Genomic DNA, 22,685 nt, shown 5'->3' with positions numbered 1-22,685 from the left:
CTACTCTCTAGACAAAAAGAAAAAGGAAGCAATTTGCTTCCTTTTCTATTAGTTATTCAAGGCTGCTGCCATTGTAGCTGCAACTTCTGCTTCAAAGTCGTTTGCAGCTTTCTCAATACCTTCACCAACTTCAAAGCGAGCGAACTCAACTACTGAAGCATTTACTGATTCAAGGTAAGCTTCAACTGTCTTGCTGTCATCCATGATGTATAGTTGTGCAAGAAGTGTGTATGCTTGGTCAACTTTAGTGTTGTCAAGCATGAAGCGGTCCATTTTACCTGGGATGATTTTGTCCCAGATTTTTTCTGGTTTGCCTTCTGCAGCCAACTCAGCTTTGATATCAGCTTCAGCTTGAGCAATCACTTCATCAGTCAATTGTGCTTTTGATCCATACTTCAAGTGTGGAAGAGCTGGTTTACCAACCATTGCACGGCTTTCGTTATCTTGGTCGATTACGTGGTTCAATTGTGCCAACTCATCTTTAACGAATTGCTCATCCAATTCTTTGTAAGAAAGAACTGTTGGTTTCATCGCAGCAATATGCATTGAGATTTGTTTAGCAAGCGCTTCGTCTCCACCTTCGATTACAGAGATAACACCGATACGTCCACCATTGTGTTGGTATGCTCCAAAGTGTTGCGCATCTGTTTTTTCAAGCAAAGCAAAACGACGGAATGAGATTTTTTCACCGATTGTAGCTGTTGCAGATACATATGCAGCTTCAAGAGTTTCACCTGAAGGCATTGTCAAAGCAAGAGCTTCTTCGTTGTTCGCTGGTTTTCCTTCAGCAATTACTTTAGCTGTTGCGTTTACCAAGTCAACGAATTGAGCGTTTTTCGCAACGAAGTCAGTTTCAGCATTTACTTCAACTACTGCTGCAACGTTACCATTAACAAATACACCAGTCAAACCTTCTGCAGCAACACGGTCAGCTTTCTTAGCTGCCTTCGCCATACCTTTTTCGCGAAGCAATTCAATCGCTTTTTCGATGTCACCGTCTGTTTCTACAAGCGCTTTTTTAGCGTCCATAACACCGGCACCAGATTTTTCACGCAACTCTTTTACAAGTTTAGCTGTAATTTCTGCCATTTTGATTCTCCTATATTTTTTAAAAATAGGAGAGCTGGGCTAGGCCCCGCCCTCCTAGGTAATTACTATTTATATGAATTAAGCGTTGTCGCCTTCTACAACTTCAACGATTTCTTCGATTGAGTCAGCTTGAGCTTCTGAAGCTGCAAATTCAGCTTCAACTGCTGCTGCATCTTCACCTTGACGTCCTTCGATGATAGCGTCAGCCAATTTAGCTGTGATCAATTTAACAGCGCGGATAGCGTCATCGTTAGCTGGGATGATTACATCGATATCATCTGGATCAGTGTTTGTGTCAACCATGGCTACAACTGGGATACCCAATTTTTTAGCTTCTTTAACAGCGATTTGTTCTTTATGTGGGTCAACTACGTACATTACATCTGGGATACGAGGCATGTCTTCAATACCACCCAAGAATTTTTCAAGACGTGCACGTTGTTTGTTAAGAAGTGCAACTTCTTTCTTAGGAAGAACGTCGAAGATTCCTTCTTCTTCCATACGTTTGATTTCTTTCAAACGAGCAATACGTTTTTGGATAGTTCCCCAGTTAGTAAGAGTTCCACCCAACCAACGGTGGTTGATGTAGTATTGACCTGAACGTTCTGCTTCTTCTTTAACAGCGTCAGCAGCTTGTTTTTTAGTACCAACAAACAATACAACTGCATCGTTAGCTGCCGCATCACGCATAAAGTCGTATGCTTGGTCAGCGTATTTTACAGTTTGTTGCAAGTCGATAACGTGGATTCCGTTACGCTCAGTGAAGATGTACTTAGCCATCTTAGGGTTCCAGCGACGAGTTTGGTGACCAAAGTGTACACCAGCCTCAAGAAGTTGTTTCATTGAAATTACTGCCATGAGTATTTCTCCTTTTTGTTTTTTCCTCTCCTCGATTTCAACTTGCAAAACGACCCGAGGGCAACAGTTTCACAATTCATCAAGAATGAGTATTATCGTTTACACGACAAGTTTCATTCTACCACATTTTATCAATATTTTCAAGTGTTTTTCTAGTTTTTGGTCTAACTTAAAACTAAAAAAGAAAAGAGACTCAAATCGAGCCTCTTTATTTGGTTCATTAGTTTGGATAGATGTATGTTACGTAACCTTCAGAAGTTGTAGTTGGGTTGAACCATCCACGTTTGTTTCCGATTGTACGATTTCCACCGTAGTTTGATTCTGATACTTGGATACGAGATGATGATGAAACTGCCGTAACAACCGCTACGTGTCCATAACCACCATCATTCCAACATGCAATCGCACCAACTTGTGGAGTTGATCCTGTACGGAATCCTGCTGCTGCAGCACTTGTTGCCCACTGAGCTCCGTTACCCCAGTAATCTCCGGCCCAAGGTGCCAATGTTTTAGCTCCCCAAGTACATTCACCAGTTGGGTAACTTGATGCATTTGAGCTATATGTTGGACGTTGTCTAGCAGGAGTTGGAGCAGGTGCTGGAGTGTAGCTTGAATCCTCATCATCAGATGTTGATGTCGCTTGTACTTGAGCAGAGAAGCTTGTATTTCCTGAAGCAACTACTGATTGTTGTTGGCTTGCTTGACGAGCTTTGTAAGCTGCTTCTGCTTCTGCTGCTGCTTTCGCTTCTGCTTCTGCAGTTGCTTTTTGTTCTAGCAAAGTAGCCTTTTCGCCTTCTGCAGTAGCTTTCTCAGCAGCAAGGTTCAACTCAGCAACTTTCAACTCAGCTTGCTTTGTTGTCAATGTTTGTGCATCGTCAGCAAGAGTTTGTTGGTTGGCAATTACGGTATTGATAGCTTCGTTATTCGCAACTTGTTTTTCAGCAATTGATTTTTTATCAGCCTTTTGTTGTTCCAACATTTTGTTGTTAGCTGATACAATCTCGCTCATAGCTGCAACACGTGAAATAGCTTCCGTAATTGATTTTGAGTTTACAATTGTGTTGATGTAGCTAGTTGCAGCACCATTTGTTTGTGCGCTACGTGCTTGTTTTTCCAATGAGTCATTACGAGCAACAATGTTCTTAGAAAGCTCTGTAATTTCTCCTTCAAGTTTCTTAGACTCAGCTTGAAGAGTTTCATTTTCAGCTTGCAAGCTTGCTTGTTGTGTTTGAATAGCTGTAACTTGCGTTTGGATTTCATCTACTTCTTTTTGAGCTTCTTTTTGTTTAGCTGACAAGTCACTAATTTTACTATCTTGAGCAGCAATTTTTTCATCAGTTGTTTCAGCATGAACAGTTGTTAATACCGCCGTTTGTGAAACCAATACTGTACTTAACAAAAGTGACGCTAAGATTTTTTTCTTCATATTGTGTAGATACTCCTTCTATTTAAGACATTACTAGTATACCAAAAAAAGACATAATAAATATTACGCCTTTGTTACATTTATATTTCTTTCTCATAGATAATATTTTTCAAAAATGTATTGGAAAATCGCCATCCATAAGAAGTTCAGAATCATTGATGGGACAAGGCTATAGACAATGAAAACTGGCATAGAATCTACCGTCAATCCTACAGTTAAAGCCAGAAGATAACTCCCCATATCAAACAGAAAACTGATTACAATAATGGTCAACATCCTTGTCCAACGATTCGTCAGAATCACGCTGTTAAACTTGTGGAGCGAAGCACCAATCACGATAAACAAAAGCGTGGCAATTCCAATCAAGTGGAAAAAATAAATATCGTAAACCAAACCCACTATACAACAATAGGCTAGATAGAGATACTCTGACACCTCGATTGTCTCAAATAAGAGAAACAAGAAAAGAAAATGACTGGCCAAATGAAAGTGGGGGAAGAAGGATCCCACCAATTGACCAATATGAGCATCAACTAGAACGACAACAGGGAGTAAAAAGAAAATACCAACTTGTTTAAACAGTCTCATTACGAATTCCCCACTAACTCTACCACATGAAGATCTTTGGTGTCAGCACTCAACTTTACTGTTACCTCTCGCGTTAGATAATCACTACTGTGCGATGTGGCAACAACCTCGCCAACAGGAATATCCTTAACATTGAAGTTTCCGAGCCCCCCTGTCGTCACCTTGTCTCCCGCGCTAATGTCGCTATTACTATTTAATTGACTAATTTTAAGCAGCTCGGTTTCCTTGTCATAACCAACGATGATTCCATAAATTTCAGTAGAACCATGCAGGATTTTAACGGAAATTTTATCGGAATTTCCAGTGTTTGTCAATAAGTTGACCGTTGTTGAATGCTCCTCTACTTTTGAAACACTACCAATCAAGCCACCATTTGCAATGGCCAACATGTTTTCAGAAACTCCTTTTGAACTTCCCGCATCAATTGTTAACTCTTGTTTCCAAGACACAGGAGCTCGCATAATCACATCTGCTGCTAGGGTTTTTGTGGCCTGTAATTTTGACTTCATCTCTAGAAGCTGACGTAGTTGTTCATTTTCTGTTTTTAAACGTTGTGATTGATTAGACTCCACCTCTAGTTGATAGAGTTGTTTTTTTAGACTCTCATTTTCATTGTAAGTCTGCGTCAAATGACCCAAATCCGATTTGAAAGTATCAAACCACTGAAAGGGTTTTTGAACAATTCTATCTACCAAGGAAATCCCATCTCCTAGTTTCGTCACAATAGCGCTTGAATAGGTTGTCACTAATAGTACAGAAACTGCCAGAACTGTGACAAAAACGATGATTAGATATTTTGATTTTTTAAAACGGTTCATATTCCTACCTTTTTACTAAAGATCTACTACTGTGATTTTTTATCAATCTTACAAATCCACTAAGATTTTAAGAAAAATAAGAGACATCCCAGCACCAGAATCACAAGAATCGCCAGTGTATCCTTTTGACTCCATCTCAACTGTCTATACTGACTTCTACCCTTTCCTCCCTGATAACCACGCGCTTCCATGGCTATTGCCAATGAATCTGCACGCTTTAAGCTAGTCGCAAAAAGAGGAATTAAAATCGGAATCATAGCCTTTACTTTTTGAACGATACTACCTTCGCCAAAGTCAACTCCACGAGCCTTCTGAGCATTCATAATTCTCGTCGTGTCATCCATCAAGGTTGGAACAAAACGCAAACTCATTGATAACATGAGGCCAATTTCATGAACGGGAACTTTCACGCGTTTCAGAGGCGCTAAGAGAGATTCAACTGCAGCTGCCAGACTCAAAGGCATGGTCGTTAACGTTAGCAAAGTTGAAAAGAAAATAATCAAGACAAAACGACAGAAAATAATCCCAGCTTGTTGCAAAGCATAATCCGTTATTCTTATAAAAGAAAACTCAAATAAGACATTTCCACTTGAAATGAAAAATAGTTGAAAAAGAGTCGTAAAAGCAATCAAGAAAAACATGGATTTTAATCCCTGGACAAAAAATGAGAGGGAAATGCCCGACAAAGCGATAAATATACCTGTTGCTACAAAAAGAATGAGATTGGCGAGGGGATTATTGGCCCAAAATACAATCAAAATCAACAGGATCATAGCGAGCAATTTACTACGGGGATCCAAGCGATGAATAATGGAATCCCCCGGTATATAACGCCCTAAAATCATACTATCCATTTAGCGACTCCTTAAACTCCTCTATCTTGATTGGCAGTTTTTTAAAAGCTACACCTCTATCTGCCAAACGTTTACAAAAGGCTGTTATTTTAGGCACACCTAACTGCACCTTTTCCATAGAGGCTACATCTTGGAAAACATCACTCGGTTTGCCACTTTTGACTAAACGCCCCTTTTCCATAACATAGACCTGATCAGCATACGTAGCTACGTCATCCATCAAATGCGTTACCAGGACGATTGTCATTCCAGCAAGGTGAAGTTTTTTAAACAGAGTCATCAATTCTTTTCTGCCCAAAGGATCTAATCCAGCTGTTGGCTCATCCAAAACCAAGACAGTAGGCTCCATGGCTAGTATCCCTGCAATGGCCACACGTCTCATCTGACCACCCGAAAGTTCAAATGGACTCCTCTCAAAGAGTGACTCATCAATCCCTACCAAGGCTAACTTTTCACGTGCAATTTTCTTGGCTTCTTCCTCAGAAACTCCAAAATTTTGTGGTCCAAACGCAACATCTTTCAAAACAGTTTCTTCGAAAATCTGATTTTCAGCAAATTGAAAAACTAGACCGACTTGCTTTCGAATCTGTCGAATTTCTTTATTTGTTGATGTAGGGGTAATGACGGTATCGAAAACTCGAACAGAACCCTTACTTGGAAGCAATAGGCCATTTAAAAGCTGTAAGATCGTCGATTTCCCACTACCTGTATGTCCTATCAAAGCTGTATAGGAGCCGTCCTCAATCTCCAAGGAAACATCAGTCAAGGCTGATGAAGATAGGGGAGTCCCCTCTTGATAGGTAAAGCTCACATTTTCTAGAGTAATTCCCATAACTTGTCCTCTAGCTCTCTTTCTGTCAAATAACCATCTGGCAACTGATAGCCTGTCTCTCTCAAAGATTCTCTCAATTGATTCGTAAAGGGATCATCTAAGCCTATCTGGTCAAGGTCGTCCCGAGAAAAAAGTTCTCTTGGGCTACTGGTTGACTCCACTTGGCCTTTTTTCATGACCAGGACACGGTCACTCATCGCAACTTCTTCCAAGTCATGCGTAATGGAGACAACTGTCATCTGATAGTCTTTTCGAATCTCTTGAACTGTATGAATCAGTTCTCTGCGCCCCTCGGGATCCAACATACTTGTAGCCTCGTCCAGAATCAAAATAGCAGGTCTCAAGGCAACAACTCCTGCAATGGCCACCCGTTGTTTTTGTCCACCAGATAAGCGGGCTGGTTCTCTCTTCTTAAAGTCTAGCATACCTACTAACTCCAAAGATTCAGCCACTCTCTTCTTCATTTCTTCACGAGGAAGTCCCTGATTTTCTAGGCCAAAGGCAACATCATCTTCAACAGTTGCCCCTACAAATTGATTGTCTGGATTTTGAAAAACCATACCAATTTGACGACGCAAGTCCCAAACATTCTCAGGAGACAGCAATTGGCCATCTATCCAGATTTCTCCAGATTCCGCTTCAAGCAAGCCATCAATCAAACGAATAGTTGTTGACTTCCCACTCCCATTATGACCTACGATTGAGAGCCACTCCCCACGTTTCACGTGAAACGTAACGCTGTTAACATCATAATACTCTTGATCTTCTTTGTATCGAAAAGACAGATCTTTTACTTCAATAATCGATTTCATTTCGAACCAAATGTTCCTTTGAATAGATGAGCGCTACCCTTGAAATAATCATAACCAGAGTAGATAGTGAAAAACAAAGCGATATAAAGCAACAGTTGCCCAATTAAATTCCAATGTAAGAGCAAAAAGATAATGGCAAACATTTGACTAAAGGTCTTGATTTTCCCAGGCATCGCTGCCGCCAGAACTGTTCCTCCTGTCTCAACGAGCAACAGACGAAGGCCTGTCACAGCGAGTTCACGACAGATGATAATAGCAACAACCCAAGCTGGAGCCATACCCAACTCAATCAACATGATAAAAGCTGACATAACCAACAACTTATCCGCCATTGGATCTGCAAACTTTCCAAAGTTGCTAACCACATTCCATTTACGAGCAAGGTAACCATCAAGATAATCTGTCACACTAGCAACTGCAAAGATAATCGCTGCCAGCAGGTGACTGCCTTGTGAATCGTCCAAAGTCAAAATAAGAATAAAGAGAGGTATAAAGAGAATTCTACCAATTGTTAATACATTAGGGATTTGTTCTTTTTTCATTGGTTCTTCCTTAATCTGTAGTAAATGTAAGTGTTACAGTTCCAGTCTGAGTTGTCAGCTTCGAGGTATCGATTGTTTGATTGTCCACAGTTAAAGTAACTCCCTTCACTACACCCAAAGTAATCGTCACAGGTTCTTTCGTCGAAACTGTTGTTTTTGCGTTTTTATTGTCTGATGACAAGGTCACACCACCTTCAAGGTCACTTCCTGAAACACTTACCCAGCTAGTTGCATCCGAAACAGTCAGTTGAACCACAGCTGTTTCCTTACTCGTTTTATAGCGGGCTTCGATGCGGTTCCCTTCACCTGAAACGGTAATAGTTGATTCCGCAGTAGAAGATGAGCTTGATACCTGACTACTAGAAGATGAACTAGATGAGGTTGTTGAACTAGATGAGTTCACAACACTATAGTTAGCTGAAGAAGGACTTGGCTGAGTTTGGATGTAGTTCCAAACATAGTAAGTCACAAAAATTAAAATTGATAAAGCAAATAGCACAAAATAAAACAAAGGGAGATAAGACGTTTTTTTCTTATTTGATCGTCTACGACCAGACAAGTCTTCTTCATCAACATCGACCTCTTCATAGGTGATCATACTACCTGAATCATAGGCATCCAAGACAATTCTTTCATCTAACTCTACTGCCCAAGCATATTTTCTTAAAAAAGAACGAGCGTAAAAAGTGCTAGGAAGTTGATCGAAATCATCCGCCTCCATTGCTTCTAGAAAATTCAACTGAATTTCAGTTTTTTCCTGCAATTCTTCTATACTCAATCCCTGGTTAATTCTAGCTAAACGCAGAACCTCACCAATTGTTTTTTTTCTCATACTTACCATTCCTTCTTTCTAGTGTTCTTGCCTTATTTAAGCCGGAAAAATTGTAAAATCAACTAGATCACCATTATCAATCAAACGATGCCCAGCTTCAAGAACATCTTCCAAAGTAATTTCCTGTAAAATTTTCGGAAAATCAAAAATTGTTTCTCCGCGATCCATAGGATCGTATTGAGTTGCAATAAATTCCAAGGAGTTCATACTACTGAAAAATTCTCCAAACATCTCACTCTTAACAAGATCGAGATGCTCCTCAGTAATATCTGCATCACTACTAAACTGACGAATAGCTTTCCGAAATTGGTGCGACAAAGAAACAGGTTCCTTGGTATCCATCGTCAATATCACAAAATGAAAGCGACTATTTACCTCAACCTCTAGTGACAATGACGCATCTAATTTCCCTGTCTCGTATAATCTTTGAAAACAATCCGAGGTCCAGCCAAACATCATTGTAAATAGCAATTTCAATAAAATGTTGTAACGATAAGACTCCTCTTCCGTTATTTGATCAGTTCCTCTAATAGCAACAGCAAGCTTGGGTGAAGAAACTTCCATACGAAGACTATCTGTTTGCTTCACAGGTTGCAAAGGAAGTTGCTCTTTTGAAACTGTAAACTGCTCTAAAATCATATTTTCCTTTTTCGAAAAGTATTCCTCAATGAGCTCCACATCAATATTTCCAACTAAAAACAGAGACATGTTGACAGGATTGTAAAAGTCTGTAAAGTTTTCTTTTAAATTTGAAGCTTGAATCTCAGAAATTGATTTTTCACTCCCTACGATATCTGTTGCTAAAGGAGTACCAGGATAAAGATTGGCCAATGTTGCAAAAAACAAACGCGAATCTGGATCATCTTGATACATTTCTCGTTCTTGCTGGATAATATCTTGTTCCCTCAAAACAGACTCTTCTGTAAAATGAGCATCTCCAACTAACTCATCAAGCAAATCTAAATTATCTAATAAATGATCAATTGTTGAAAAAAGATAGCTGGTCTTAGTAAAGCTTGTAAAGGCATTGCTGTCTGCGCCTAATCGAGTAAAAGCAGCCATTATATCCTCAGAATTTTCTCTTTCAAACAATTTATGTTCAAGAAAATGTGCAATTCCTGTTGGATGATGACGTAAACCTTTTTCCAAGCTTGTATAAGTTGCATCTACAGAGCCAAATTGAACCGTTACAACCCCGTAAAGCTCATTGAAATCTTGCTTAGGGAGTAAAGAAACTGTCAATCCATTTGACAATTGTGCTTTGTACACTCTTTCCTTTACAGCAGAATAGTATTTCTCTTCAAAAGTAACCTTTGTCATTCTACTCCTTCCATAAAGTAAATCGCTTGTAACTTCAAACTGTTGGCAGCTTTACATACAGCCTCTTTATCGACACTCTCTAATTTTTCCAACAACCGGTCAATGTCAAAAGTCTCTTTTCCAAATAGTGCAGTTAAATAGATTCTTTCAACTAGGGTATGCTGACTATCTTGAGAAATCAATAAAGATCTTCGAATCATCTCCTTGGTTTGTTCAAACTCAAAATCTGTAAAGTTGCCCTTTTTCAAATCCATCAACTGATGATTCATCATTTTTCTAGCTTGATTCCGATTTCCTCTATCGATACCTGCATACATTCTTAACAAGCCACTAAACAGATCCAATTGACTAGAGACCGTATAGGCTATCCCAGCATTCTCACGAACGTTTGTAAAGAGTTTCGAATGTGCAAATTCCCCCAACAAACCATTCATAACAAGCATAGGCAGATGCTGATCATCACCATATTTTACAGGAGAATGATAGCCCATTTCCAAAATAGATTGTCCAACATTTCTCTGAACCATTCCTTCTTGTAAAACATTCGAATAAGACTGATTGTACTGGATGGCAACATCGCTCTTTCTAGCTGTAAAGGGCAATGACTTCAGCGATTCTGCAATTTCTACTTCATTAAAATCACCTAAGAAAAAGAAATCAATCCGATCATTTTTCAGAGCATCTTGAAAGCAAGTGTAGCTACTTTCTGGAGACTCATTTAAAATGCTATTTCGTAAATCACTGTATCTCAATTGAAGACGCTCATCATGGAAGAACAAGCTATCCAACTCCTTATGAGCAAAATAAAATGAATCATCCATATCAGTAGCTAAACTAGCCAATAATTGCTTTTTTTCAATTTCAAATAAGGTTGGCTCAAAGGCTCCATCTAGAACTAAGGGGGCAAATAAAATCTGTTCTACCAATTCCAAAATTCGAGAAGTCAAGACATTTTTTTTACTCAAAAACTCATCTCGTACATAGGTAAAGGTTAAGTCAAGAATATGTGCCTGTCCTCTACGATAAGCACTCGTAGAAATATCTGCTCCGTACAAACTTGCTAAATATCTACGAAAAGCTTGAGAAGTTGGGTAAGCTTTATTGGCAGCCTCCAACATACTCGCACTTAGCATGCGTCCTGCTACTGTCTCAAGAGATAAGGAAGCAGTAAAACGAACAGTGATTTTATTTGTTTTAAACTTTTTGGATTGAACAAAATGTGCTGAAATTCCAGGCACTAACTCCATACCTTACCTCCTTACATATAGAGTTCTATTATATCACGAAAAGGAAAATATTTCTTATTCTCTTTACCGCTTTTAAAATAAAAATCGTTTTCATTTCCAGTGATTTCGCTCACTTAATTCTAAGAAATATGGTATAATACCTTAGATTGAGGTGAATTATGGAATACAAATTATTTGAAGAATTTATTACGCTCCAAGCCCTCCTAAAAGAGCTTGGAATTATACAAAGCGGTGGTGCTATTAAATCCTTTTTGATGGAACATCAAGTTTACTTTAATGGTGAATTAGAAACTAGACGTGGGAAAAAAATTCGTGTTGGAGATGCGATTGACATCCCTGATTTAAAGATTGACATCACCTTGACACAACCAAGTTTAAAAGAGCAAGAAGAATACCAAGCAGATAAGATTGAAAAAGAGCGGATTGCTAAACTTGTCAAAGAGATGAACAAGGGTGTAAAGAAAGAAAAACAAAAAACTGCTTTATCACCTAAAACCAAACAAGCTCCACGTTTTCCAGGAAGATAATCATGTGGCTCCAACATTTAACAATAAAAACCTTTCGAAACTACAAAGAGACGAAAATTGATTTCAATCCAAAATTAAACGTCTTTTTAGGTCAAAATGCACAAGGAAAGACCAACATTCTAGAAGCAATCTATTTCTTGGCCTTAACACGTAGCCATCGGACTCGGACAGATAAAAATCTCATTCATTTTGATGAAGAACAACTCCATCTTTCTGGCATGCTACAGAAAAAAACAGGCTCTATCCCTCTAGAAATTGATTTAACACCAAAAGGGCGTGTGACTAAAGTCAATCACTTAAAGCAAGCTCGCCTCTCAGACTACATCGGACATATGAATGTGGTTCTCTTCGCACCTGAGGATCTCCAGTTAATTAAAGGAGCACCCTCTGTCCGTCGAAAGTTTATAGATATCGAACTGGGACAAATTAAACCAATCTACTTGTCAGACTTGTCAAACTATAACCATATACTCAAGCAAAGAAACACTTACCTAAAATCCAGTCAAAAGATTGACGAAACATTTCTATCGGTCTTAGATGATCAGTTAGTAGAGTATGGTTGTCGCGTCATAAAACATCGGATAAAATTCATCAAAGACCTAGAGAAATTCGGTCAAAAAAAACACTTAGAAATTTCAAACCAATCAGAAGAGTTGTCAATTTCTTATCAATCAACTGTCAACTTCACTAATGAAGAAGTCTTAATGGATTCTTTTAAAATGGCTTTAGAAAAAAGTAGATCAAGAGATTTATTTAAAAAGAATACTGGTGTTGGCCCTCATCGAGATGACATTGCTTTCTATATCAACGGTATGGATGCTAGTTTTGGAAGTCAAGGGCAACATCGTAGTCTTGTGCTTTCTATCAAACTAGCAGAGATTGAACTAATGGAAAGCATTACTAACGAGTCTCCAATACTCTTGCTTGACGATGTTATGAGCGAACTTGACAACACACGACAACTAAAATTACTAGAAACTATTTCACAATCTATCCAGACCTTTATCACAACAACAAGTTTAGATCACTTACAAAACTTGCCAGAAAATCTTAGCATTTTCAACATCCAAAACGGTAGAATATCTGTAAATTAAAATTGACACCTTTGTAAACAAAAAAGAACTCCTGAAATTCAGGAGTTCTTTTTTGTTTCTTACATAGAGTAGTTTGGTGCCTCATTAGTGATTTGTACATCATGAGGATGGCTTTCTTTCAAACCAGCTCCAGACATTTCAATAAATTGAGCATTGTCATGCAATTCTTTAAGGTTGGCTGCACCACAGTAACCCATACCAGAGCGAATACCACCAATCATTTGGAAGACAATATCAGCTGCTGCACCTTTATAGGCAACACGACCTTCAATTCCTTCTGGAACGAGTTTGTTTGCTTCATTGATAGAACCTTGGAAGTAACGATCACTTGAACCTTTCTTCATTGCAGCGATTGATCCCATACCACGGTAAGTCTTAAACTTACGTCCTTGGAAAATTTCAGTTTCACCTGGTGCTTCATCTGTTCCAGCAAACATTGAACCAAGCATAACTGCATTTCCACCTGCAGCAAGGGCTTTTACAATATCTCCAGAATACTTGATTCCACCATCAGCAATAATCGTTTTTCCATATTCGCGCGCAACTGCTGCCGCATCATAAATTGCTGTCACTTGTGGGACACCTACACCTGCAATCACACGAGTAGTACAGATAGAACCTGGTCCAATCCCGACTTTGACAACATCCACACCCGCATCATAAAGAGCACGCGCACCTTCTGCAGTTGCAATATTACCAGCAATCAAAGTGCGATCTGGGAAGTGAGCACGAATTTCAGCAATTTTACGTAGAACCCCAGCAGAGTGACCATGTGCAGTATCAATAACAATTGCGTCAGCCCCTGCTTCAAAGAGAGCCTCTGCACGTTCAAATGTATCTGAAGTGACACCCACCGCACCAGCAACTAGTAGACGACCAAAGTCATCTTTGGCAGCATTTGGGAACTCAATAACTTTTTCAATATCCTTAATAGTAATCAAGCCAGAAAGACGGCCTTCTTCGTCAACCAAAGGAAGTTTTTCAATACGGTGTTCTTGAAGAATATGTTCAGCTGTTGCAAGATCTGTACCCACAGGAGCAGTGACAAGATTTTCACTAGTCATATGGTTTGAGATTGGTTGATTGTAATCCGAAATAAAGCGAAGATCTCGGTTTGTTAGAATACCAACCAATTTACGATTTTCAAGTGTTTCTACAACTGGAACACCACTGATACGGTAACGTCCCATCAGTTCGTCTGCCTCAGCAATGGTATGTTCTGGAGTCAAGAAGAATGGATCAATAATAACACCATTTTCAGAACGTTTTACCTTGCGAACTTCGTCTGCTTGTTGCGCAATTGACATGTTTTTATGGATTACTCCAAGACCACCCGCACGAGCAATGGCAATGGCCATTTGGCTTTCTGTGACTGTGTCCATTGCGGCTGTAATAATTGGGATATTTAAAGTCAGATTATCTGCCAATTTTGTTGTTAAATCTGCATCATTCGGCAACACATGACTCTCAGCTGGAATAAGCAATACATCATCAAAGGTAAAACCTTTTTTCAAAAATTTAGTGTCCCAATTAGACATTCGAAGTTTCCTCTTTTCTTTCTTTTTGAGCTTGACTCTTTTTGTATTGTATCTATCATACCATTCTATGAAAATTTGTCAAATGATACAAGGACAAATAAAAAAACTATCTTTTCCTGTGCGAAAAAAGATAATTTCTTATAGTATATAAGCTTATTTAAAATAATGAAGTCCCATTGCTTCCTTAACCTCAGATAGAGTTTGTCCAGCAACCTCGCGAGCTTTTTCGCTTCCTTTTTGAAGCATATTATACACTTCTCCCATATCCTGAGCAAATTCGATACGGCGCTCACGAATAGGACCAAGTTCGCGTTCAAGTATTTCGAGTAGATAGCGTTTCGTCTTCACATCACCAAGACCACCACGTTGATAGTGTTCTTTCATCTCTGCAATTTCTTTAGCATCTTCAGGACGACCAAAAACATCTAGATAATGGAAAACCATGTTTCCTTCAATCTTACCTGGATCCTCAACACGAATATGATCCGGGTCTGTATACATACTCATGACTTTTTTACGCAAAGTATCAGCATCATCAGCTAGATAAATACCATTATTGAGGGATTTAGACATTTTGGCATTTCCATCTAGACCAGGTAGACGACCTGCTCTTTCATTTTCTGGGTAAATACCTTCTGGTTCCACCAAAACATCACAGTTATAAGCATGATTAAAGGAACGAACAATCTCACGAGTTTGTTCAATCATTGGTTTTTGGTCTGTTCCTACAGGAACATAATTAGCCTTAAAGGCTGTGATATCTGCTGCCTGAGCGATTGGATAAACCAAAAAACCTGTCGGAATACTTTCCCCAAATCCTTTTTGAGCAATCTCTGTTTTTACTGTCGGATTACGCTCCAAACGAGCTAGTGACACCAAATTCATATAGTACATAGACAGCTCAGCCAACTCTGGAATCTGACTTTGAATGAAGATAGTTGATTTACTTGGATCCAATCCAACTGCTAGGTAATCCAAGGCAACATTCCCAATAGACTCTACAATCGTTTGAGGATCTTTGGCGTGATCTGTCAATGCTTGTTGGTCCGCCAAAAAAACAAACATCTCATACTTATCTTCTTCCTGTAGTAACACTCTATTTTTTAGACTACCAACATAATGTCCAATATGCAGTTTACCTGTTGGACGGTCTCCTGTTAAAATAATGGGTTTCGTCATTTTTTTCTCCTTCGAAATGGTCTCTTCAATTATAGCATTTTTTTGTTAAAATAACAGAAAATTATTTAAATCAAAGAGCCGATTCGCTGTAAATATAACTGTAAACTTAGTTGACATAAAATTGACAAAGAAAAATTTGAATATTTCTCTCTTTTCTAGTAAAATAAATGTAATACATATTATAGGAGAAAAACATTGCTTACAGTATCTGATGTTTCACTACGTTTTAGTGATCGCAAACTTTTTGATGATGTCAACATCAAATTTACAGAAGGAAATACATACGGATTAATTGGTGCTAATGGTGCTGGGAAGTCTACATTCTTAAAAATTTTAGCTGGAGATATCGAACCTACAACTGGTCACATTTCTCTTGGTCCAGATGAACGTCTCTCTGTTCTTCGTCAAAATCACTTTGACTATGAAGATGAACGTGCAATTGATGTCGTTATCATGGGAAATGAAAAGCTTTATAGCATTATGAAAGAGAAAGATGCTATTTACATGAAGGAAGATTTTTCTGATGAAGATGGTGTTCGTGCAGCTGAACTCGAAGGTGAGTTTGCTGAGCTTGGAGGTTGGGAAGCAGAAAGTGAAGCATCTCAACTGCTTCAAAATCTTAACATTCCTGAAGAATTGCACTACCAAAACATGAGCGAATTGGCCAATGGTGAAAAAGTAAAAGTTCTCCTTGCCAAAGCACTTTTTGGCAAACCAGATGTTCTTCTCTTGGACGAGCCAACCAACGGTTTGGATATCCAATCAATTACATGGCTAGAAGACTTCTTAATTGACTTTGATAACACTGTCATCGTTGTATCCCATGACCGTCACTTCCTCAACAAAGTATGTACTCACATGGCAGACCTTGACTTTGGAAAAATCAAACTCTATGTCGGAAACTATGACTTCTGGAAGGAATCTTCTGAGCTTGCTGCTAAATTGTTAGCAGACCGTAATGCCAAAGCGGAAGAAAAAATTAAGCAATTGCAAGAATTCGTTGCTCGATTCTCTGCCAATGCTTCTAAGTCAAGACAAGCAACGTCTCGTAAAAAAATGCTTGACAAGATTGAACTAGAAGAAATTGTTCCATCCAGTCGTAAATACCCATTTATCAACTTTAAAGCAGAGCGTGAGATTGGTAATGATCTCTTGACAGTAGAAAACCTAACTGTAAAGATTGATGGTGAGACTATTTTAGATAATATCAGCTTTATCTTGCGTCCAGGTGATAAGACGGCTCTTATTGGACAAAATGACATCCAAACTACTGCACTAATTCGTGCAATCATGGGTGACATTGACTATGAAGGAACGGTTAAGTGGGGAGTTACTACCAGTCGCTCTTACTTACCAAAAGATAACTCTGCTGATTTTGCAGGGAGCGAGTCAATTCTTGACTGGTTGCGTCAATTTGCAAGTAAAGAAGAAGATGATAATACCTTCTTACGTGGTTTCCTTGGTCGTATGCTCTTCTCTGGTGATGAGGTTAACAAACCTGTAAATGTCTTGTCAGGGGGAGAAAAAGTTCGTGTCATGCTTTCAAAACTTATGCTTCTGAAATCAAATGTCCTTGTACTTGATGATCCAACAAATCACTTGGACTTGGAATCTATTTCAAGCTTAAACGATGGATTGAAAAACTTTAAAGAATCAATCATCTTTGCCAGTCATGACCACGAGTTCATTCAAACTTTGGCAAACCATATCATTGTTTTGTCTAAGAATGGCGTCATCGATCGTATCGATGAAACCTATGATGAATTCCTAGAAAATGCAGAAGTACAAGCAAAAGTCAAAGACCTTTGGAAAGACTAAATAAGACTTCAAAACTCAGTTGGGTTAACCAACTGAGTTTTCTATCATTCTACGAGGTAACATGAAATCATTTTTAAAAACATATCGAACCTATTTTATTTCTTTCATCATTCCTGTAGTGATTATGTCTGGAGTATATCTATCTCAAGGGATTTACTGGAATAGCGATACATCTCCACTATTAGGAGATGGTTTCCACCAGTACGTTATTTTTGATGTGGCTTTACGGAATATTCTACATGGAAATGGTAGTTTGTTTTACACCTTTACAAGTGGCCTCGGACTGAATTTCTATGCTCTATCTAGTTATTACTTGGGTAGTTTTCTCTCACCTCTGGTTTACTTTTTTAATCTGTCGAATATGCCAGATGCTGTTTATCTAACAACTCTCTTAAAATTTGGATTGATTGGCCTGTCAACCTTCTTTAGTCTAAATAGATTATTTAAAGATGTTCGGAAATCTTTAAAACTGTCCTTATCTACTTCCTATGCTCTAATGAGCTTTACCGTTAGTCAGTTAGAGATAAAAACCTGGCTAGATGTTTTTATCTTGATTCCTTTAATTATAACTGGCTTACACCTACTTATAACACAAAAGAAGCGTCTACTATACTTTACAAGTCTGTCAATCTTGTTTATTCAAAACTATTATTTTGGATATATGACAGCATTGTTTCTTATTTTCTGGTATCTCTGCCAAATTTCATGGGACTTTAAAAATAGAAAATCATCTTTTCTTGATTTTGTTGTTACCTCATTTTTAGCAGGAATGGCTAGTTTGATTATGACTCTTCCTACATTGTTTGATTTACAAACTCATGGGGAGAAGTTAACTGCCATCACAAAATTAAAGACGGATAGTAGTTGGTATTTGGATATTTTCGCAAAACAATTCATTGGATCTTTTGATACAACTAAGTATGGATCTATACCAATGATTTTTGTTGGATTGCTTCCTTTTATTTTAACCATTCTATTTTTCACAATAAAATCCATCAAGTTTCACGTGAAACTTACTTATGCAATTTTCTTTATTTTTTTAATAACAAGCTTTTACATAGAGGCACTTGATTTATTTTGGCAGGGGATGCATACTCCAAATATGTTTTTACATCGCTATGCTTGGATTTTTTCTACTCTGTTAATTTATACTGCAGCAGAAGTCTTAAATCGTCTGAAAGAATTGAAGCTCTGGAATCTATTTGTCTCCCTTTTTCTTGTATTAACAGGATTTTTAGCTACTGTATACTTTAAATCACACTATTCTTTTTTAACAGATCTGAATATCCTACTCACCCTTGAATTTCTCCTAGTTTATGCTCTTTTACTCCTTGCAGTCATCAGAAAATTTATCTCTGTAAAACTATTTGCAATTCTTTTATCTTTATTTATAACAGTTGAGATAAGTCTAAATGCTTCAGCTCAAATGGAAGGAATAGCTAAAGAATGGGCCTTTGCTTCTCGTAGCGCCTATAATAGAGATATCACCGCTATGGAATCCATTCTAAACCAAATTGACAATCCATTTACACGTACTGAGAAACTACAAATTCAGACAGGAAATGACAGTATGAAATTTAACTACAATGGAATCTCTCAATTTTCATCTGTACGAAATCGTTCAGCTAGCACTAGTTTGGATAAACTTGGATTCAAATCCTCTGGAACCAACCTCAATCTTCGTTATGCAAATAATAGTATTTTAGCAGACAGTTTATTTGGAATCCAGTACAATATTTCTGAAACTTCACTTGATAAGTATGGATTTCAAGAGATTTATCAAAAGGATCATTTAACCTTATATAAAAATCAACTCTCTTTACCCATTGCTTTTGCCACTCAATCTATTTACAAAGATGTAAACTTTAACAATCATACTCTAGATAATCAGGCTTTATTTATAAACCAGCTTGCTAATCTCAACTTAGATTACTTCTCCCAAATAGCATATGATAAAACAGATAATTCTGATGGTTTAACAAGTATCACGAGTTCTACGAATGAGGATGCAAGGATTGATTATCAAATTGAGGTTCCTCAAAATAGTCAAGTCTATCTCTCTTTTTCAAATCTTCATTTTACTAATGATAAACAAAAGAAGATTGACATACTTGTCAATGGAGAAAAGAAGACTTTTACAACTGACAATGCTTTTAACTTCTTTAATTTGGGTTATACTGAGGAACAAAAAACTTTCAATATCAGTGTTAGCTTCCCTGGAAATTCTCAAGTGTCATTTGAAAATCCAACCTTCTATCGTTTAGATACCCAAGCTTTGACTGAGGCAATCCAGAAAATTAAAGAACAGCCTGTAGAGGTATCAACTTCTAAAAACAAGGTCTTTGCTACATATGAAGTAAAACAAGATACCTCTATTTTCTTCACTATTCCTTATGACAAAGGTTGGTCTGCATACCAAGATGGGAAAAAACTTGAAATCAAGCAGGCTCAAACTGGTTTTATGAAAGTTGATGTTCCAAAGGGAAAAGGCACCATTACACTTTCCTTTATCCCCAATGGTTTTGTTATTGGAGCAGCCTGCTCATTAACTGCCCTTCTTCTTTTTGGGATCTATAATCACAGACAAAATTTATCTAATACAGAAAAAGATTGACCAAAGAATTGGTCAATCTTTTTAATCTTCTTCCATTTTCTTAGGTTGATAAGCTAGCATACCTAAAGCAGTAAAGAAAGCTAGTGTTATAATAAGGAAAATCACTTGGTGATGAATATTTCCTGTCATAGAGATTGTTTGTCGTAAGCCTGATACAGAATAACTCATTGGTAACCAAGGATTGACACCTTTGAAGAAATCATTTGTCAAAGCAAGGGGATAGGTCCCTGCACTTGATGCTAACTGTAATAATAGTAAAATAAGAGAGAAGAAGGCTCCTATACGGCTATTCCAAGTTGTTAAAGCTGTCACCATAGACATGAAAGCTAAACTTGTGATTATAATTAGAATCAAGGTCCTCATCTCATGGTTCGCAGTCAATCCAATAAGATGGACACCTCCATAAACTAAAACACCTGCTAAGACAGCTATAATGCCATTTATTTCAGATCGAGACTTCAACCAAGCCCAACGACTCTCTGGATGACGTCCAGAAGGCAACTTAGCAAAAATCATATTAGTAGATATAGCAGCAACAAAAAGAGCAACTGATATCATATAAGGAGCCATAGCAATCCCATTTACAGGAACTTGGTCGTTATCTGTTTTTGAAAGAACTAGAGGTTCAGATAATGTTTCTGCATTTTCAGATTCTGTTGATGCTGATTTGAGCTGATTATTAGCATTTCCTAATCCTTGTCCTAATGAACCAACTCCTGTCTGTAAATCTTCAAGACCAGAGGTTAAGCTTGTTCCACCTTCTGCTAGTTTTCCAGTACCATCTGAAATCTTCATAGCACCACTTCCTAGTTGAGATGCTGCAGAAAGTAACTGTGTTGATTTATCTGTTAATTGACCAGAGCCAAATTGTAATTTAGCAAGACCTGCTATTAGCTCTGGACTCTTATTATTTAATTGAGTAGAACCAGATGACAAACTTTCTATACCTGATACTAATTCTGGAGCTTTTCCAGCTAACGCATCTACTCCAGCTGTCAAGGTTGATGTATTTTCTGTCAACTTACTTGATCCAGAAACTAATTGATCTAGACTAGTTGTTAAGTTTGAATTCTTTTCACTTAGTTTATTGGCACCTATAGAAATTGTGTCCAGCCCCTTAGTATAGTTTACAACTCCTTTTTCAATTGACTGACTTCCAGGAACTAACTGATTATCTACAGCAGTTTGCAATTTTGTAAATCCATTTGACAAGGTTGTCAAGGAGCTAGATGCTACAGGTAGGAGTTGATTTGCTTTCTTCTGTACATCAGATAGATTGGTTACTTGTTGTTCTGAATTCTCTATACTTTCTTTCAATCCTCCTACTGTCGTTAAAATTGTTTTTGCTGACTCAATAGTAGAATTAGAATTTTTAGAAATAGCTTCTGTCAGTTCTTTCTTTTGTTCCTCTGTAAGAGATTGATAAGTAGCTGTTGATTGAAGGTTCGCAAGAGTTTTTTCTTGTTCTGTCTGACTTTTAGTCACAATATCCTGAGCAAGAGTTGTTAGATTTGGCAAAGCTTCTGACAATGTACTTTTCAGTTGGGTATTATCTGATATCGTAAGAGCTTGTAATGTTTTATTCAGTTCTCCTAAGCTTGTTGTCAATTGCGCTATTTCTTTATTTTGTTGAGATGAGGACTCTAATTGGCTTGAAATTTCTTTAATACCAGTATTTAATTGCTCCATTCCATCTCTTAGTGTATCTGATTTATTGGATAATTGACTTGTTCCATTAGAAAGTTCTTTCACACTATTTGTATAAGCATTTACACCAACTGAAAATTGATTGAGACCTGTATCCAGTTGTGAAACGCCACCTGTATAGGATTTTATACCAGTATTTAGCTGATTTACACCTGTCACCAGCTCAGGAGTTTTTGAAGCTAATTGACCAAGTCCAGTGTCAACCTGTGAAACAGCATTTGTATAACTTTGTAAACCACTATCAAAAGTTCCTAAACCAATATGTAATTGCTCTATAGCAGACACATAGCTAGATAAACCTTTTGTAAATTGATCTGCTCCATTTGAAAAAGTTACACTTGAGTTAGCTAGAGTATTAAGATTTGTCGTCAATGTTTGACTTCCCGTCACCAACTGATTTGCTCCATCAACCAGTTGTTCACTTCCATCAGCTGCCTTGTTTACTCCAGACTTCAAGTCATTCATTTTTTGAAATAAAGCCTTGGTATACGTTTCAGTTACATTAGTAGAAACGGTTTGTTTTAACTGTGTCATTGCAGAATCACTCATCTTGCTTGCAATAAAGCTATGCCCACTTGAAGTCTGATAATCAATCTGCATCTGTTCAGGATGATTAGTTAGGATAGAAGTAGCCTTTTCAGATAAGTCACTTGGTAAAGTCACTACCATGTAGTAGTCACCATCTCCTAGGCCTTTTTCCCCTTCCTCTTCATTAACAAAATGAAAATCTAAAGCCTTATTTTCTTTCAAATTAGACACCATGTCTTCACCTATTGTCATTGTCTGTCCATTATAAGAAGCTTCCTTATCTTTATTGACAACTGCTACAGGTAACTCTGACAATTGACCATATGGATCCCACATGGATGATAAAAATATAATGTTGTATAAAGCTGGAATGAGAGAAATCCCTATCATTACAATGATAAAGGTCGGTTTTTTTAATATTGCTTTCCATTCTTTAAACATATTTCCTCCTTTTTAAACATA

The 22,685-nt window shown here is 37.8% G+C and carries 19 protein-coding genes; 4 read left to right on the top strand and 15 right to left on the bottom strand.

Annotation, left to right across the window (positions count from 1 at the left end):
- Positions 1-48 precede the first annotated feature (48 nt).
- The 12 genes from tsf to yfmF all read right to left on the bottom strand — a co-directional run bounded on the left by tsf (position 49) and on the right by yfmF (position 11,218).
- A complete protein-coding gene (gene tsf / locus HMPREF8571_RS02835) occupies positions 49-1,089 on the bottom strand; it encodes a translation elongation factor Ts (RefSeq protein WP_000808057.1) in 1,041 nt (346 codons plus the stop codon).
- 78 nt (positions 1,090-1,167) lie between these two features.
- The gene (gene rpsB, locus HMPREF8571_RS02830) at positions 1,168-1,947 is read right to left on the bottom strand and encodes a 30S ribosomal protein S2 (protein WP_000268475.1); all 780 of its coding nucleotides are present in this window, start codon (positions 1,945-1,947) and stop codon (positions 1,168-1,170) included.
- Between the two features lie 220 nt (positions 1,948-2,167).
- On the bottom strand, positions 2,168-3,373 hold the full coding sequence (gene pcsB, locus HMPREF8571_RS02825) for a peptidoglycan hydrolase PcsB (RefSeq protein WP_000726994.1): 1,206 nt from the start codon (positions 3,371-3,373) through the stop codon (positions 2,168-2,170).
- A gap of 93 nt (positions 3,374-3,466) precedes the next feature.
- A complete protein-coding gene (gene mreD, locus HMPREF8571_RS02820; RefSeq protein WP_001235988.1) occupies positions 3,467-3,961 on the bottom strand; it encodes a rod shape-determining protein MreD in 495 nt (164 codons plus the stop codon).
- On the bottom strand, positions 3,961-4,779 hold the full coding sequence (gene mreC, locus HMPREF8571_RS02815; protein ID WP_001078973.1) for a rod shape-determining protein MreC: 819 nt from the start codon (positions 4,777-4,779) through the stop codon (positions 3,961-3,963). Before mreC ends, mreD begins: the two co-directional genes overlap by 1 nt.
- Before the next feature lie 59 nt (positions 4,780-4,838).
- Complete coding sequence (locus HMPREF8571_RS02810; protein WP_000377874.1) at positions 4,839-5,633, bottom strand: energy-coupling factor transporter transmembrane component T family protein; 795 nt, start codon at positions 5,631-5,633, stop codon at positions 4,839-4,841.
- On the bottom strand, positions 5,626-6,465 hold the full coding sequence (locus HMPREF8571_RS0101820; protein ID WP_000513199.1) for an energy-coupling factor transporter ATPase: 840 nt from the start codon (positions 6,463-6,465) through the stop codon (positions 5,626-5,628). Before HMPREF8571_RS0101820 ends, HMPREF8571_RS02810 begins: the two co-directional genes overlap by 8 nt.
- Positions 6,450-7,277: an energy-coupling factor ABC transporter ATP-binding protein gene (locus HMPREF8571_RS02805; RefSeq protein ID WP_000835735.1), complete on the bottom strand. Its 828-nt coding sequence runs from the start codon at positions 7,275-7,277 to the stop codon at positions 6,450-6,452. The genes HMPREF8571_RS0101820 and HMPREF8571_RS02805 overlap by 16 nt, the downstream gene beginning before the upstream one ends.
- A complete protein-coding gene (gene pgsA, locus HMPREF8571_RS02800; RefSeq protein ID WP_000712145.1) occupies positions 7,274-7,819 on the bottom strand; it encodes a CDP-diacylglycerol--glycerol-3-phosphate 3-phosphatidyltransferase in 546 nt (181 codons plus the stop codon). Before pgsA ends, HMPREF8571_RS02805 begins: the two co-directional genes overlap by 4 nt.
- Positions 7,820-7,829: 10 nt before the next feature.
- Positions 7,830-8,651, bottom strand: coding sequence for a cytoskeleton protein RodZ (gene rodZ, locus HMPREF8571_RS02795; RefSeq protein WP_001227952.1), 822 nt, complete (start codon positions 8,649-8,651; stop codon positions 7,830-7,832).
- 36 nt (positions 8,652-8,687) lie between these two features.
- Entirely contained in the window at positions 8,688-9,971 is a 1,284-nt protein-coding gene (yfmH, locus tag HMPREF8571_RS02790; protein ID WP_000170127.1) for an EF-P 5-aminopentanol modification-associated protein YfmH, read from the bottom strand.
- Positions 9,968-11,218, bottom strand: a complete 1,251-nt coding sequence (gene yfmF, locus HMPREF8571_RS02785; protein WP_000424580.1) for an EF-P 5-aminopentanol modification-associated protein YfmF — start codon at positions 11,216-11,218, stop codon at positions 9,968-9,970. Before yfmF ends, yfmH begins: the two co-directional genes overlap by 4 nt.
- 158 nt (positions 11,219-11,376) lie before the next feature.
- Here yfmF and yaaA point away from each other — a divergent pair, with 158 nt between their 5' ends.
- Positions 11,377-11,745: a S4 domain-containing protein YaaA gene (gene yaaA, locus HMPREF8571_RS02780; protein WP_000455886.1), complete on the top strand. Its 369-nt coding sequence runs from the start codon at positions 11,377-11,379 to the stop codon at positions 11,743-11,745.
- Positions 11,746-11,747: 2 nt separating this feature from the next.
- Entirely contained in the window at positions 11,748-12,839 is a 1,092-nt protein-coding gene (gene recF, locus HMPREF8571_RS02775) for a DNA replication/repair protein RecF (protein ID WP_000266698.1), read from the top strand.
- A 59-nt stretch (positions 12,840-12,898) separates the two neighbouring features.
- On the opposite strand, the gene guaB is transcribed toward recF, so the two are convergent.
- Together guaB and trpS are read right to left on the bottom strand one after the other, a co-directional pair.
- Complete coding sequence (gene guaB, locus HMPREF8571_RS02770; RefSeq protein ID WP_000073403.1) at positions 12,899-14,377, bottom strand: IMP dehydrogenase; 1,479 nt, start codon at positions 14,375-14,377, stop codon at positions 12,899-12,901.
- Between the two features lie 153 nt (positions 14,378-14,530).
- Positions 14,531-15,556: a tryptophan--tRNA ligase gene (gene trpS, locus HMPREF8571_RS02765; RefSeq protein ID WP_000165461.1), complete on the bottom strand. Its 1,026-nt coding sequence runs from the start codon at positions 15,554-15,556 to the stop codon at positions 14,531-14,533.
- Between the two features lie 195 nt (positions 15,557-15,751).
- Here trpS and HMPREF8571_RS02760 point away from each other — a divergent pair, with 195 nt between their 5' ends.
- Positions 15,752-17,374: an ATP-binding cassette domain-containing protein gene (locus tag HMPREF8571_RS02760; RefSeq protein ID WP_000958775.1), complete on the top strand. Its 1,623-nt coding sequence runs from the start codon at positions 15,752-15,754 to the stop codon at positions 17,372-17,374.
- A 61-nt stretch (positions 17,375-17,435) separates the two neighbouring features.
- Positions 17,436-19,988: a YfhO family protein gene (locus HMPREF8571_RS02755; RefSeq protein ID WP_000834687.1), complete on the top strand. Its 2,553-nt coding sequence runs from the start codon at positions 17,436-17,438 to the stop codon at positions 19,986-19,988.
- A gap of 21 nt (positions 19,989-20,009) precedes the next feature.
- Here the strand turns inward: HMPREF8571_RS02755 and HMPREF8571_RS02750 are convergent, their stop codons facing one another.
- On the bottom strand, positions 20,010-22,664 hold the full coding sequence (locus tag HMPREF8571_RS02750) for a YhgE/Pip domain-containing protein (protein ID WP_000472083.1): 2,655 nt from the start codon (positions 22,662-22,664) through the stop codon (positions 20,010-20,012).
- Positions 22,665-22,685: the final 21 nt, after the last annotated feature.

Origin of the sequence: Streptococcus mitis ATCC 6249, assembly GCF_000146585.1 — a bacterium.
Lineage (GTDB): Bacteria > Bacillota > Bacilli > Lactobacillales > Streptococcaceae > Streptococcus > Streptococcus mitis_AZ.
The sequence above is the reverse complement of the archived record's forward strand: the minus strand, read 5'-3'. Positions and strand labels throughout refer to the sequence as shown.

What these genes read in the sequence shown, in the direction of transcription:
- tsf (WP_000808057.1), bottom strand. Translation starts at nt 1,089, where the DNA reads ATGGCAGAAATTACAGCTAAACTTGTAAAAGAGTTGCGTGAAAAATCT.
- rpsB (WP_000268475.1), bottom strand. Translation starts at nt 1,947, where the DNA reads ATGGCAGTAATTTCAATGAAACAACTTCTTGAGGCTGGTGTACACTTT.
- pcsB (WP_000726994.1), bottom strand. Translation starts at nt 3,373, where the DNA reads ATGAAGAAAAAAATCTTAGCGTCACTTTTGTTAAGTACAGTATTGGTT.
- mreD (WP_001235988.1), bottom strand. Translation starts at nt 3,961, where the DNA reads ATGAGACTGTTTAAACAAGTTGGTATTTTCTTTTTACTCCCTGTTGTC.
- mreC (WP_001078973.1), bottom strand. Translation starts at nt 4,779, where the DNA reads ATGAACCGTTTTAAAAAATCAAAATATCTAATCATCGTTTTTGTCACA.
- HMPREF8571_RS02810 (WP_000377874.1), bottom strand. Translation starts at nt 5,633, where the DNA reads ATGGATAGTATGATTTTAGGGCGTTATATACCGGGGGATTCCATTATT.
- HMPREF8571_RS0101820 (WP_000513199.1), bottom strand. Translation starts at nt 6,465, where the DNA reads ATGGGAATTACTCTAGAAAATGTGAGCTTTACCTATCAAGAGGGGACT.
- HMPREF8571_RS02805 (WP_000835735.1), bottom strand. Translation starts at nt 7,277, where the DNA reads ATGAAATCGATTATTGAAGTAAAAGATCTGTCTTTTCGATACAAAGAA.
- pgsA (WP_000712145.1), bottom strand. Translation starts at nt 7,819, where the DNA reads ATGAAAAAAGAACAAATCCCTAATGTATTAACAATTGGTAGAATTCTC.
- rodZ (WP_001227952.1), bottom strand. Translation starts at nt 8,651, where the DNA reads ATGAGAAAAAAAACAATTGGTGAGGTTCTGCGTTTAGCTAGAATTAAC.
- yfmH (WP_000170127.1), bottom strand. Translation starts at nt 9,971, where the DNA reads ATGACAAAGGTTACTTTTGAAGAGAAATACTATTCTGCTGTAAAGGAA.
- yfmF (WP_000424580.1), bottom strand. Translation starts at nt 11,218, where the DNA reads ATGGAGTTAGTGCCTGGAATTTCAGCACATTTTGTTCAATCCAAAAAG.
- yaaA (WP_000455886.1), top strand. Translation starts at nt 11,377, where the DNA reads ATGGAATACAAATTATTTGAAGAATTTATTACGCTCCAAGCCCTCCTA.
- recF (WP_000266698.1), top strand. Translation starts at nt 11,748, where the DNA reads ATGTGGCTCCAACATTTAACAATAAAAACCTTTCGAAACTACAAAGAG.
- guaB (WP_000073403.1), bottom strand. Translation starts at nt 14,377, where the DNA reads ATGTCTAATTGGGACACTAAATTTTTGAAAAAAGGTTTTACCTTTGAT.
- trpS (WP_000165461.1), bottom strand. Translation starts at nt 15,556, where the DNA reads ATGACGAAACCCATTATTTTAACAGGAGACCGTCCAACAGGTAAACTG.
- HMPREF8571_RS02755 (WP_000834687.1), top strand. Translation starts at nt 17,436, where the DNA reads ATGAAATCATTTTTAAAAACATATCGAACCTATTTTATTTCTTTCATC.
- HMPREF8571_RS02750 (WP_000472083.1), bottom strand. Translation starts at nt 22,664, where the DNA reads ATGTTTAAAGAATGGAAAGCAATATTAAAAAAACCGACCTTTATCATT.